This window comes from Nitrospirota bacterium, assembly GCA_016207905.1.
GTDB lineage: Bacteria > Nitrospirota > Thermodesulfovibrionia > Thermodesulfovibrionales > JdFR-86 > JACQZC01.
The window spans coordinates 1-12,358 of the sequence record JACQZC010000001.1 but is presented as its reverse complement, the minus strand read 5'-3'; the positions used below and the strand labels follow the sequence as shown (position 1 = coordinate 12,358).

At 44.2% G+C, this 12,358-nt stretch carries 16 protein-coding genes; 5 read left to right on the top strand and 11 right to left on the bottom strand.

Going from position 1 to position 12,358, the window contains the following annotated elements; genetic code table 11:
• Window position 1 precedes the first annotated feature (1 nt).
• The 5 genes from HY805_00080 to truB all read right to left on the bottom strand — a co-directional run bounded on the left by HY805_00080 (window position 2) and on the right by truB (window position 3,660).
• Complete coding sequence (locus tag HY805_00080; protein MBI4822618.1) at window positions 2-499, bottom strand: pilus assembly protein PilP; 498 nt, start codon at window positions 497-499, stop codon at window positions 2-4.
• The gene (pilO, locus tag HY805_00075) at window positions 496-1,083 is read right to left on the bottom strand and encodes a type 4a pilus biogenesis protein PilO (protein ID MBI4822617.1); all 588 of its coding nucleotides are present in this window, start codon (window positions 1,081-1,083) and stop codon (window positions 496-498) included. Before pilO ends, HY805_00080 begins: the two co-directional genes overlap by 4 nt.
• Window position 1,084: 1 nt before the next feature.
• Window positions 1,085-1,630, bottom strand: a complete 546-nt coding sequence (locus tag HY805_00070; GenBank protein MBI4822616.1) for a PilN domain-containing protein — start codon at window positions 1,628-1,630, stop codon at window positions 1,085-1,087.
• On the bottom strand, window positions 1,627-2,679 hold the full coding sequence (gene pilM / locus HY805_00065; protein MBI4822615.1) for a type IV pilus assembly protein PilM: 1,053 nt from the start codon (window positions 2,677-2,679) through the stop codon (window positions 1,627-1,629). Before pilM ends, HY805_00070 begins: the two co-directional genes overlap by 4 nt.
• Window positions 2,680-2,766: 87 nt before the next feature.
• The gene (truB, locus tag HY805_00060) at window positions 2,767-3,660 is read right to left on the bottom strand and encodes a tRNA pseudouridine(55) synthase TruB (GenBank protein ID MBI4822614.1); all 894 of its coding nucleotides are present in this window, start codon (window positions 3,658-3,660) and stop codon (window positions 2,767-2,769) included.
• A 132-nt stretch (window positions 3,661-3,792) separates the two neighbouring features.
• On the opposite strand from truB, the gene HY805_00055 reads away from it, so the two are divergent.
• From HY805_00055 to HY805_00035, 5 genes are read left to right on the top strand one after another with little or no spacing between them, the layout of a single operon-like run.
• Window positions 3,793-4,572, top strand: coding sequence for a dihydropteroate synthase (locus HY805_00055; GenBank protein ID MBI4822613.1), 780 nt, complete (start codon window positions 3,793-3,795; stop codon window positions 4,570-4,572).
• 14 nt (window positions 4,573-4,586) lie between these two features.
• A complete protein-coding gene (locus HY805_00050; protein ID MBI4822612.1) occupies window positions 4,587-5,081 on the top strand; it encodes a ferritin family protein in 495 nt (164 codons plus the stop codon).
• Between the two features lie 14 nt (window positions 5,082-5,095).
• Complete coding sequence (locus HY805_00045) at window positions 5,096-5,941, top strand: fumarate hydratase (protein MBI4822611.1); 846 nt, start codon at window positions 5,096-5,098, stop codon at window positions 5,939-5,941.
• Window positions 5,935-6,525, top strand: a complete 591-nt coding sequence (locus HY805_00040) for a fumarate hydratase C-terminal domain-containing protein (GenBank protein MBI4822610.1) — start codon at window positions 5,935-5,937, stop codon at window positions 6,523-6,525. The genes HY805_00045 and HY805_00040 overlap by 7 nt, the downstream gene beginning before the upstream one ends.
• A 13-nt stretch (window positions 6,526-6,538) precedes the next feature.
• Window positions 6,539-7,417 (top strand): complex I NDUFA9 subunit family protein, encoded by an 879-nt coding sequence (locus HY805_00035; GenBank protein MBI4822609.1) that lies wholly within the window; start codon window positions 6,539-6,541, stop codon window positions 7,415-7,417.
• Here the strand turns inward: HY805_00035 and HY805_00030 are convergent.
• The 6 genes from HY805_00030 to grpE form a co-directional block, all read right to left on the bottom strand.
• Entirely contained in the window at window positions 7,404-7,823 is a 420-nt protein-coding gene (locus HY805_00030) for a universal stress protein (protein ID MBI4822608.1), read from the bottom strand. The genes HY805_00035 and HY805_00030 overlap by 14 nt on opposite strands.
• A 66-nt stretch (window positions 7,824-7,889) precedes the next feature.
• The gene (locus HY805_00025) at window positions 7,890-8,633 is read right to left on the bottom strand and encodes a 16S rRNA (uracil(1498)-N(3))-methyltransferase (protein MBI4822607.1); all 744 of its coding nucleotides are present in this window, start codon (window positions 8,631-8,633) and stop codon (window positions 7,890-7,892) included.
• Entirely contained in the window at window positions 8,634-9,140 is a 507-nt protein-coding gene (locus tag HY805_00020) for a DUF4388 domain-containing protein (protein ID MBI4822606.1), read from the bottom strand.
• Complete coding sequence (gene dnaJ, locus HY805_00015) at window positions 9,137-10,234, bottom strand: molecular chaperone DnaJ (protein ID MBI4822605.1); 1,098 nt, start codon at window positions 10,232-10,234, stop codon at window positions 9,137-9,139. Before dnaJ ends, HY805_00020 begins: the two co-directional genes overlap by 4 nt.
• 24 nt (window positions 10,235-10,258) lie before the next feature.
• Complete coding sequence (gene dnaK / locus HY805_00010; GenBank protein MBI4822604.1) at window positions 10,259-12,154, bottom strand: molecular chaperone DnaK; 1,896 nt, start codon at window positions 12,152-12,154, stop codon at window positions 10,259-10,261.
• Between the two features lie 4 nt (window positions 12,155-12,158).
• On the bottom strand, window positions 12,159-12,358 hold a 200-nt coding region (grpE, locus tag HY805_00005; GenBank protein MBI4822603.1), incomplete at its 5' end, for a nucleotide exchange factor GrpE.

The window sequence follows — 12,358 nt, the reverse complement described above, 5'->3', positions numbered from 1 at the left end:
CTTATCGGAGTTTTAATGTTCTATCCTTTGGTGTTACTTTCCCTCTAAAGTCTACCGTCTTTTCTCTGACAATCACTGTGTCAGGAGTAATGCTTATAATCACGCCGTCGTTAACGCCTACATTCATGCCCTCTTTTAGATTATAAAACTTTCCGTCTGGAAGCTTAACAACTGCATAGACTTCCTTTATGTTCCATACTATGGCAATAAGAGTGAACTGGCTAAGGTCAAACTTTTCCATAGGAGGCAGGAGCCTTTTATCAGCCTGTTTCTTTTTTTCCGCATCCCTCTGCGCTACTATTATGGAAAGGAATGGGTCCCGCCTTCCAGCTGCATTATATATATAATGCTGTTTTTCCACTTTAAGTTCCTGCTCCTCCTGAGCCTGTTGCGCCAGAGGCTGTTGTGTCTGTCTTTCCTCCTGTTTTCTCTCCTCTGCCACAGTAACAGTAACGCACAGAAGGGAAATAGATACAATCAGCACTACCCACCTTCTCATTTGGGAGCACCTCCTTCAGTCGCATTAGTAAATGTAACTGCAGAAAAGCTCACGCCGAGAATTGCTTCCTCGCCTACAACCCTTGGGCCTCCGAGCCTGATATTGATTATGTTGACAATCCTGTCAAGAAGCGTTAGCTTGCTAAAGAAAGATGCGAGTTTATGGTAAGAGCCTGTAATCTCAACTGAAACAGGAACTTCAAAGACTATTCCGCTTGGATGTGGTGTCCACCGAGAGGGCTTCCATGATATTATGTTCAGACCCGACTTTGTTCCAAGGTCAGAGACCAGAGTCAGGAGTGGGGATATCTCTTTTTCAGTTGGAAGCTGTTTTCCGAGCTCGGTAAGCCTCTCTTTGAGCCTCTGGTTTTCAGCCTTTAGCTCATCGAGCTTTTCTGCTTTTCGCTGACTCTCGGTTATATTGTTTTCCTGCTTGGAAATCTCCTGCTTGAGTCCATTTATCTGTTTGTGCTTCGGAAGAATGGCAAAGTATATATAAACACCAATGAAAATCAAAGCAGGAAGAACTGCTATTATTATCTTGACTGTCTTCGGAAGGTTTTTTATATCTATCTTTATAGCCATCTTAACCCTTTGCCTGTAGTGTTATCTTGAATGTAAAGACCTCTATACCTTCGGCAGAAGACTTTGTAGTGCCATGTAGATAAACCTCTGTAAAAAGGGGTGAGGACTTCAGTTTCTGCACAAATGCAACGATTTCCGGGTTAGTAAATCCGACACCATCGATGTTTATGTTCAGGTTGTCTATTGACATGCCTGTAAGCCAGATGCCTTCTGTGAGGGTGTTGCTCATCTCATCTAAAATTCTGACCGGAAGGTTCTGGTTCTTCCTTAAAGACTCAATAATGTTTTTCCTATCGGTAAATTGCTTATTAAGCTTTTCAAAGTCCTGAACCTCCGTAATCTTTTCTCCGAGCTGGACAATCTTTTTTGCATTCTCAGCCTTGCGACCCTCAAGGGAGGCTATCTTTGATTTAAGGAAATAAAGGTCATAAATCAGCCCTGCTGTTACGGAGACCGCTAAAAGGAGGATACACATTATTAAGAAGCCAGGCAGGGGTTTGGGCTTTTTCTTTTTCTTTTTATAAGGAAGTAGGTTTATTTTTATCATCTGTCGTCCAACCTCCTGAGTGCAAGACCCATGGCAACCGTTGCAATCGGAGATATTTCCTCTATATAAGAAATGTCGAATTTCTTTGGAATCTGTATGTTTTTGAAGGGCTCTGCGGTTATAACCTCAACGCCAACCTTTTCAGCCAGAAGCATCGGGAAATCCTTTATGAGTGCACCCCCGCCGCTTAAGACAACCTCGTTTACCTCTTCATTGAATGTTGTGGTTTTGAAGAAATCTAATGAGCGGCTTATCTCATCCAGTATCTCCTCGGACACAGATGTCATTACAGAGGAGACCGCCTCAGGAGAAACCCCTTCCACTGCCTCTCCTTTCTTAAGCCTCTCTGCGTTCTCGTAAGAGACATTGAACTCTTTCTGAAGTGCCTCTGTATGGAGGTTACTGCCCATTGCACTGTCTCTGGTAAAAACCGAAGATCCTCCTTTAAGGACATTCAGGTTTATGGTGTGTGCTCCTATGTTGACAAGTGCTACATTTCTTCCTGGCACTACCTCGTAGTTGACCTCATACATGTTTTCGAGGGCAAAGGCATTGATGTCAACAATAATTGGATTAAGCCCAGCCTCCTTTGCCACAGAGACATATTCATTGACAATATCTTTTTTGACAGCCACAAGCATGACATCCATCTGACCAGCCTCTTCCTTTGGACCAAGTATCTGGAAGTCCATGCTTACATCCTCGACATCAAAAGGTATATACTGCTCTGCCTCAAACTTGATGGATTCGCTTAGTTCCTCTTCTGACATCTCAGGAAGGGAAATCCTCCTTATAATGACCGATGCATGCCCTGCAATGCCAAGCACGCAATTCTTTGGCTTTATGCGTGCCTTCTTTATAAGGTCCTTCAAGGCATCTACAAGCCTCAGAGAGTCTATTATAGCGCCTTCCACTATGATGTCAGGCGGAATCGGCAACATATCAAAAAGCTCCAGATAATAGACATTCTTCTTCTCCTTAAGCTGAACTACCTTAATATAAGTGGAGCCTATGTCTAACCCTATTGAATCTTTTCCGCCAAAAGGCATAGGATATAAATAACAAAAATTTGCAAACTTGTCAAGTGTTTTTTTTAAATAAATCCAACCCTTCAAAGAAAACCTTCAAATATTAGTTTAAGATTTGGAAAGATGAAGTTGTTTTTGTATCTTTATGAGGGGCACCGTGCCTTCCACATCTCTTTGCAAAACACCTACAGCAAAGAGTTTGCCATCAGGGCTTTTAAGCCTTAAAAAAGTCTTTTTTTCAGGCAGTAGTTGTGGCTCTTTAAGTGCTATGGGTCTACCGTTTCTTGCATAGGAGAAGTCCTTTTCACTTAGAACAACTTCCCTGAGGTGAGATAAGGCTGAATCCAAAGTAAAGCAGACAGCCTCATTACCAATCTCTTTTAGGCTGACAGAGTCACTGACCTTGAATTCTCCAATTCTTACTCTTTTAAGCTCAGTAATGTGGGCGCCGACTCCGAGGCTATTTCCGATGCCCTCTGCAAGGCTTCTTATATATGTGCCTTTTGAGCAGGCAATCGAAAGCTCCAGATATGGCGAATTAAATCTTTTGATGTCAAGCCTGTATATATTCACTGTCCTTTCGGACCTTTCAATCTCTATACCTTTCCTTGCGAGGCTGTAAAGAGGCTTGCCTTTATGTTTTAAGGCAGAATACATGGGTGGAACCTGCTTGAGTGTGCCTTTCATAGTTTCAATAACCCGGCTAATGTCATCCATTTTTATGGAGAGGCATTCTTTTTTCTCTATAACCCTGCCATCGGAGTCAAATGTATCTGTGCGCTCGCCTAACTTTAAGGTGGCAATGTATTCCTTGTCCATATCAAAGAGGAATTCGGCTATCTTGGTTGCCTCGTTAATCAAGATTAGAAGGACTCCTTCTGCAATTGGGTCCAATGTGCCTGCATGCCCTGCCTTTTTAACACCAAGGGCTTTCTTAACCCTTGTTACAGCCTCCTGCGAGGTAATGCCCCTTGGCTTATTGAGATTTATTACACAGTCCATATAAATATTTTAACAAAAGACTTTTCTAAAAATCTGCCACGGGAAAAGAGATGCTTACTTTTAGGCATCTCAATTTCCAACATTTAATGATATAATCTTAGTGAAATAAATCCTTTTTTATGCGGAGGCAAGATGATAGTCATTGCCGATAACCTGAACACAAGGAACAGGGCTTTCATGTCTGCCCTCAAGGCAAGAAACGAAAATGCCATCTCAGAGCTTGTAAAAAGGCTCTCCCATGCAGATATGATTAATCTTCAATGCTCTCTCGATGGCTCAGAAGACGAAGAGACACTTCCGTGGCTCGTTGAAGTTACACTCAAGACGGTTAGCAGTCTTATATCTCTGGATTCGAGGAATGTCCATGCCCTAAGGAGGGTTGTTCCTCTTTGCCCCCAACCGCCGCTTATTAACTTCATTTCTTATACAGAGCCAGAGGACCCAGAAGAGCTTCTTGCCCTTGTGGCAAGCTCAGGTGCCTCGTTGGTGCTCAGGGCATCGAGGAGCACACCGCCAACATCCCTCGAGGGAAAGCTTCAGATAATCGAGGAGCTTCTCGAAATGGCAAATGCCCATGACATCCCTAATGAGAGGCTTTTTGGAGACCCCTCGCTTATCCATATTGGAGGAGGAGAAGGACAGAAGCATCTTGCCAACTCCACAGAATGTATCAAACTGCTTAAGGAGCTGATAGAGCCTCCGATAAAAACCATTGCGTGGGTCTCCAATGTATCCTCTGGGATGCCTTTTGCCCTCAGAAAGAGTATCGAGGCATCTTTCTTCTTATATGCAGGAGGCGCAGGGCTTGATGCAGGTATGCTGGATGTGCTCGATCCGAGCATTAAAAAGGCGATTTACTTCGTAAAATCCTTCAGGGACGAGATAGTATTCTCTCCGGCAGACATAACTTAAAGAAAGGAGAAGCCATGATTACAGGAAAAGATGAGCTACTTCAGGCAATGATTGAGGTATTTATTATGGAAAAGGGGACAAATGAGTTTTACACAAAGGCATCTATAAAGGCAATAGACTCTGAGGCAAGACGGGCATTCGGTGAGCTCGCAAGATGGGAAGAGGAACACATGCAGTATATACAGTCCCTTTATCAGTCCATAAGGGAAGAAAAAGAGATGCTCAGCTTTGAGAGCTTTAAAAGTAAAATCAAGCCTGAAACAGTCGAAGGCGGTGTGCTTAAAGATTACCTTGAAAAAGAAATAGAAAGCCCATTATTCCTCGATGACCTCGGTGCGCTTACGATTGCCCTCGAGATAGAGGCAAAGGCATACATCCACTATAAAAAACTCTCCGAGACAGCAGAAGATACAAGCACAAGGGAATTCATGAAAGACATGATGAAACGGGAACAATCCCACATAGATTATCTCAAGAAACTGAGATATAAGATTGCAGAGACTTCGTAGTGATTTGAAATTTTATGCTTAAACTTCGTGACGGCATAGTGGAGCTTATAAGAAAGGTCTCGACCTCCTTGCCTCCTGATGTGGAGGATAGCCTCAGGTCTGCCTATGGCATGGAAGAGGAAGGCTCAAGGCAAAAGGAGGTCATGTCAATCATACTTGAAAGTATAAGGCTTTCGAGGCAGACATCGAGACCCATATGTCAGGACACGGGAATGCCTGTATTTTTTGTGAAACTCCCAAAGGGTCTTAGCCATAAGGACATAAAAGAGACAATACTCGAGGCAGTAAGGCTTGCAACCAAAAAGGTCCCTCTCAGGCCAAATGCAGTGGATATAATGACCGAAAAAAACACAGGGGACAACACAGGCATTGGGTTTCCCACGATATATTTCGAGGAATCCGAGGATGCTTCCCTCATAGTAGACTTGATGCTTAAGGGCTCTGGATGCGAAAATCAGGGCAATACATATAAACTGCCTGACCCCCTGCTTAATGCAGAGCGAGACATCGAGGGCATAAGAAAATGCGTTCTGGATGCGGTTCAGAGGGCACAGGGGAAGGGTTGTCCTCCCTACACAGTTGGGGTTGCTATAGGAGGCTCAAAAGACCAGGTGGCTAAGCTCGCAAAGGAACAGCTCCTTAGAAAACTGCCTGACAAAAACACCTATGATTCCCTGAGGTCACTTGAGGAAAGACTCCTCAGAGAGACAAACCTTCTTGGCATAGGACCTCTCGGTCTTGGAGGCATCTCAACTACAATCGGCATAAAGATAGGGGTTAATCACAGGCATCCTGCATCTTATTTCGTCGATATATCTATTGCCTGCTGGGCTAACAGAAGGGGAAGACTTATATGGTAAGGGCACGAAAGATAACACTTCCTCTCACAGAACAAGATGTTAGAGGGCTTCATACAGGCGATATGATTCTTATAAGCGGAGATCTCGTAACAGGCAGGGATAAAATCCACAAGTACATTTTCCATGAAAAGCCCTCGAAGGAAGACATACCATTTAAGCTCGAAGGTGCAGTTTTATATCATACAGGACCTATAGTGAAAAAAATAGATAAAGGCTTCGAGGTTATAGCAATCGGTCCTACGACAAGTAGTAGGGTTCAGATGTATGAGCCATGGGTAATAGGACAGTATGGCTTAAGGGGGGTCATGGGAAAAGGTGGAATGGACAAAGAAACTCTTCTGGCATTAAAGACATATGGCTGTGTGTATCTTCATACGATTGGAGGTGCGGCATCTTATCTTTCAGACAGGGTTAGAGCAGTCAGGGGCAGTTTCATGCTCGAGGAATTCGGCATGGCAGAGGCAATGTGGCTCATCGAGGTCGAGGACTTCCCTGCATTTGTCACAATGGACTCTCATGGAAGAAGCCTCCATGAGGAAATAGAGAAACTCTCCCTCGAAAACCTCCTTAAACTTTTGGGATAAGGGCAATCTTTATATGGATAAGATATTCATAGCAGGCGGAACTGGTTTCATTGGAAGACATCTCGTCTCCGCACTAAGGGAAGATAAATATGATGTCCGCTGTCTGGTGAGAACACCTGAAAAGGCAGAGCTCTGTAAGGCACAGGGCTTCGAATCAGTTATCGGTGAGCTTACAGACAGAGAAAGCCTTAAAGGAGCATTGGATGGCTGTAGTATGGTCATTCACCTTATTGGCATCATAGAGGAAAAAGGCACTCAGACCTTTAAGGCTGTCCATGTGGAGGGAACCAGAAACCTTCTCGATGTGGCAAAAAAACAAGGGATAAAGCACTTCTTTTATCAATCTGCCCTTGGAGCTGACCTCGATTCATGGGCAGGGTATCTAAGGACAAAGGCACAGGCAGAAGAACTAATCAAAGGCTCAGGCATTCCCTTTACCATATTTAGACCATCCATCGTTGTTGGAGAAAACGATGGTTTTACAAAAAAGATAAAAGACATGATAGCCTCTTTAAGCCCTCTTATTGCTGTGCCTGGAAAGGGAAAGGCAAGGTTTCAGCCAATATATGTCAAAGACTGGGTCAGGTGCTTCTTTAAGATAATAGATAACCCCGATGCAATTGGAAAGACATATTCCTTTGGCGGGACAGAGCAGTTAACATACAAAGAGATTGTTCAAGCAGTAGCAAGTGCGATGGGCTCTCAAAAGCCAATAGTTCACATACCATCTTTATTTGTAAAGCTCACTGCTCCTGTTTTAGGTATTGTAACAGTAGAGCAGATAAGGCTTTTGGATGTGGACAATATCTGTGACCCTGAGAGTGTTAAGAAGAACTTTGGTTTTGAGCCAATGACCTTTAAGGATGCCCTGAGACTTTTTATTTCACTATGAGCACAGGACAGGATACATGGTCAACAACCTTTGAGGACACAGAGCCCATTAGGAATTTTTTTGCCCCGTGTCTTCCATGAGAGCCTGCCACTACAAGGTCAACCTTCATCTTCTGGGCTGTCTCGATAATTTTTTCAGCAGGCGACCCCTGCCTTATTATTGTTTTTGCCTCAATGGGTTTTCCTGAAAGAGAAACCCTTATTTTTTCCATTGAAATCCTTGTCTCCTCCATAAGTGCATCCATTATCTTCTGCCTGTCAGTATCCGAAAGCTCCGTAAGATATAGATCGGGAATCACACTGAGCACAGTTAAAGAGGCATTAAACTTCACTGCTATCTCTACTGCTGTTCTAAGTGCGGCATCAGAGAGTTTTGAACCATCATGCGCAACGAGTATTTTATTCATAAAACCTCCTAAGTCTTATTATATCAGGAAGTCCGATTAACTGCCACCTTTTTTATGTGGGAACTCTTATTGTAAGCTCCCTCCCATATCTCCCATAAGGGTTTGAAGTATGGCAATAACTGCAATTGTGGCTGTCTCGGCACGAAGAATCCTTTTGCCCAGATGCACGGCATAAAGCCCATTAGCCTCTGCAATAGAAACCTCATCATCTCGCAATCCGCCCTCAGGGCCTATGAGCGCAAAAACCAAATCCTTTTTAAAGTCAAATGATTTGCTTATCTTACCAACAGCCTCCATGAGGCTCATGCCCCTTTTTTCATAAAGCACTATACCCTTAAGATGCCCCGAGAGAGAAAAAAACTCCTTCAGTGTAACAGGCTCTTTCACCGAAGGCACAATGCTTCTTCCTGACTGTCGTGTTGCCTCAAGTGCAATCTTTTGCCACCTTCCATGCTTTCTTGTCTCTTTTACCTCTGTCCTACCTGTAATAATAGGGGTGAGTTCTGCTACCCCAAGCTCAACTGCCTTCTGAATCACAATGTCCATCTTCTGTCCCTTTAAGATAGCCTGAAGAAGTATAAGCCTTAACGGAGATTCTTTGACCTCTGAGATACACTCCCTGACCTCCACATACACCTTTTTATCTGCAACCCTTATAATAGAAGCAGAGCAGGTTTTCCCTTGAGAATCAAAGATGTGAAGCATGTCTCCTTTTTTGGCTCTTAAGACCCTAAGGATGTAGCGGGCATTATCGCCTGTGAGCTCTACTACACCTTGCTCTAAGATTGATTGAACGAAGATACGAGGCATTCATGCCCCTGAAGAGCTTTTCTCTCTTAAAGACTCATCGTATTTTCTGACGGATTCAAACACGAGGTGGCTCGTATTAAGCCTAACTGGACTGTCTCCAATAATGTCGGGCAGTGCTTCTATGAACTGAAACGAGCCTTCCTGCCATCCAAGTATATCTACCAGCACAAACTCTGAAACCTGCTCTAATATTGCCTTTATGAAGTCCTCAGAGACTATCTTATTGTCAGCAAGATAACTTATAAATGACGCCTTTTTATCCCTGCTAATGGACAGTATCTCTTTTATCTTACCTGCCTCGATATGTGCTTCCCTTACGAGGTAATCTCCAAACCTTTTTCCGTCTTCATTGAATGAGGCAAGAAGAACACTTCCCTCTTTAAAGCAAAAGCAGGTGCTTTTTTTATCTCCTGAGATAATCAGCATACCGGATTTTCTGTTCATCTCAATCCATTGCATGAGGTCTGAAACAGGCAGGGAAGAAAGCTGTCCTTTAATGCCTTTCATGAAGTTCCTGCACCTGTAAAGAAATCCTTAAACCTGTCTTTTAGGGTTTTTGGCTGGCTTGAGTTGTCACCGCTAAGCCTTGCGAATTCCTCGAGGATTTCCCTTTGTCTTTCACTTATATGTTTTGGAACGGTTATGCCGATAGTTACAATCTGGTCTCCTTTAACCTTACTTCCAAGCCTCGGCATCCCAGCGCCTTTTATGCGAAGGCTTTCCCCTGGCTGTGCTCCGTGAGCTATTTTAAGCTTGTGTGTGCCATAGAGGGTTGGCACTTCTATTTCGGTTCCTAATACTGCCTGAGCAAACGACAGGGTCAGGTCGCAGTATAAGTTCACACCTTCTCTTCTGAAGAAAGGATGCTCTTTGACATCGATTACTATATAGAGGTCCCCTGCTGGGCCTCCGCGAATCCCTGCATCTCCTTCGCCTGAGAGCTTCAACCTCGAGCCTGTATCCACACCAGAAGGAATATCTACAGATACCTTCCTGTATTTTCTTACCTTACCATTGCCTGCACAGGCATCGCATGGGTCTGTAATAACCCTGCCCTGTCCATGACATTTATCGCAGGTCTTTGATATGCTGAAGAAGCCCTGTTGAAACCTCACCTGTCCTGTGCCTTTACAGCGAGTGCATGTAGTTGTGCCTTTTCCCTTTGAGCCTCCTCCCCTGCATGAAGGGCAGTCCTCCCATCTCGGAACATCGATGAGCTTCTCTATCCCTGATGCAGCCTCTTCAAGTGTTATGTCAAGGTCATATCTGAGGTCTGTGCCCTTAACAGGCCTTGCAGTCTTTCTGCCTGCGAATGTCCCAAAGAAGTCTCCGAATATGTTGTCGAATATGTCTCCAAACCCTGCTCCAAATGGCTCAAAACGAGGTGCCTCGGCAGTGCCAAACCTGTCATAGTTCATTCTTTTCTCCGCATCGTTAAGACAGGAGTATGCCTCGTTTACCTCTTTAAAATTCTCCTCTGCGTCTTTGTCCTCGGGGTTTCTATCAGGATGATACTTAAGGGCAAGCCTTCTGAATGCCTTCTTTATATCCTCTGAAGAAGCAGACCTGTCAATGCCTAATATCTGGTAGTAGTCCTTCATAGATGTCCTGTCAGCCATTTCAGTTTATTGCTCTTTTGACTTATCCACTTCTTCAAACTCTGCCTCGACCACCTTTTCTTCTTTTGGAGCCTCCTCCTTTGTTTCGGGTCTTGCGCCTCCTGCCTTATATATATGCTCGGCTATCTTATGGGACGAAGTGGTCAGTTTTTCGATGGCAGACCTTATCTCTCCTACATCATTGCTATCCTTTTTCTTCCTGCATTCCTCTAATGCATCCTGTATATCCTTCTTCTCGGACTCTGTAAGTTTATTCCCGTATTCCTTGAGGGATTTCTCAACTGCATATATAAGTGTATCTGCCTCGTTTTTTGTCTCTGCAAGGTGTCTTTTCTTTTTGTCATCTTCTGCATGAGATTCTGCATCCCGTGTCATGCGTCTTATCTCATCATCTGCAAGTCCGCTTGAAGCAGTAATCCTTATAGACTGTGCCTTGCCTGTTCCCAGGTCTTTTGCCGCAACATGAAGGATACCGTTTGCATCTATGTCAAAGGAGACCTCTATCTGTGGGATGCCTCTCGGAGCAGGCGGTATGCCAACAAGCTCAAAAAGCCCAAGGAGCTTATTATCGGCAGCCATCTCTCTTTCTCCCTGACATATTCTGATTGTCACTGCAGGCTGGTTGTCAGAGGCAGTGGAAAAAACCTGGCTTTTCCTTGTTGGTATAGTGGTATTTTTCTCTATAATCTTTGTAAAGATTCCTCCGAGCGTCTCTATTCCAAGTGAAAGAGGTGTAACATCAAGTAGTAAGATCTCTTTTACCTCTCCTTTTAAGACAGCGGCCTGTATAGCCGCACCAACTGCAACAACCTCATCTGGGTTAACGGACCTGTTAGGCTCTTTTCCAAAAAATCCCTGTACGGTCTGCTGAACCTTTGGTGTTCTTGTCTGTCCTCCTACGAGTAAAACCTCGTCGATACTACGGGCTTCAAGACTTGCATCTCCCAATGCAGTCTTACATGGCCCCACTGTCTTTTCAATCAGGTCTCCTACGAGCTGTTCGAGCGTTGACCTCGAAAGCTTCATAAGAAGGTGCTTTGGCCCTGTTGCATCGGCAGTGATAAACGGAAGATTTATATCCGTCTCCATTGCAGTTGAAAGCTCTATCTTTGCCCTTTCAGAGGCTTCTTTGAGTCTCTGAAGAGCCATCTTATCTCTCTTTAGGTCTATCCCCTGCTCTTTTGTAAAGTTATCAACCATCCAGTCCATCACCCTCAGGTCGAAATCATCTCCTCCAAGGTATGTATCTCCATTTGTCGACCTGACCTCTATTACACCCTCTCCGATTTCCAGTATGGAGATGTCGAATGTCCCTCCGCCAAGGTCATAGACCGCAATCTTTTCCTCCTTTTTTTTATCCATACCATAGGCTAAGGAGGCGGCAGTTGGCTCGTTTATGATTCTCAGGACATTAAGCCCAGCTATCTTTCCTGCATCCTTTGTTGCTTGTCTCTGGCTATCGTCAAAATAAGCAGGCACAGTAACGACTGCATCGGTTACGGTCTCTCCAAGATAGTCCTCTGCGGCCTGTTTAAGCTTCTGAAGTATCATTGCAGAGATTTCTGGTGGAGAATACCTTTTCCCCCTGATTTCCACATGTGCATCTCCGTTTTCAGCCTCAGCTATCTTATATGGGAGCCTCTTTCTTGCATGCTCGACCTCAGGGGAATTAAATCTTCTTCCCATTAGCCTTTTTATGGAAAACACTGTATTTTCCGGGTTCGTTATAGACTGCCTTTTTGCAATCTGCCCTACAAGCCTTTCGCCCTTTTCGGTAAATGCCACTACAGATGGCGTTGTCCTGTTTCCCTCCTGATTGGGTATGACAACAGGCTCGCCTGCCTGAACAACTGCCACAACAGAGTTAGTTGTTCCTAAGTCTATTCCTATAGCTTTAGCCATATAATCACTCCTCCATCTCTTCTATATTAATCTTATTACTGTCCTCAGACTCTTCCTCTTTACGAGGTTTTTTAGAGACACAAACAAGCGATGCCCTGAGAACCTTATCCCTGTACATATAGCCTTTTCTAAGCTCCTCGACGACCATGCCCTCTTCTATATCCTCCCTTTCTATCTGACTCATTGCATGGTGGAACTCCAGGT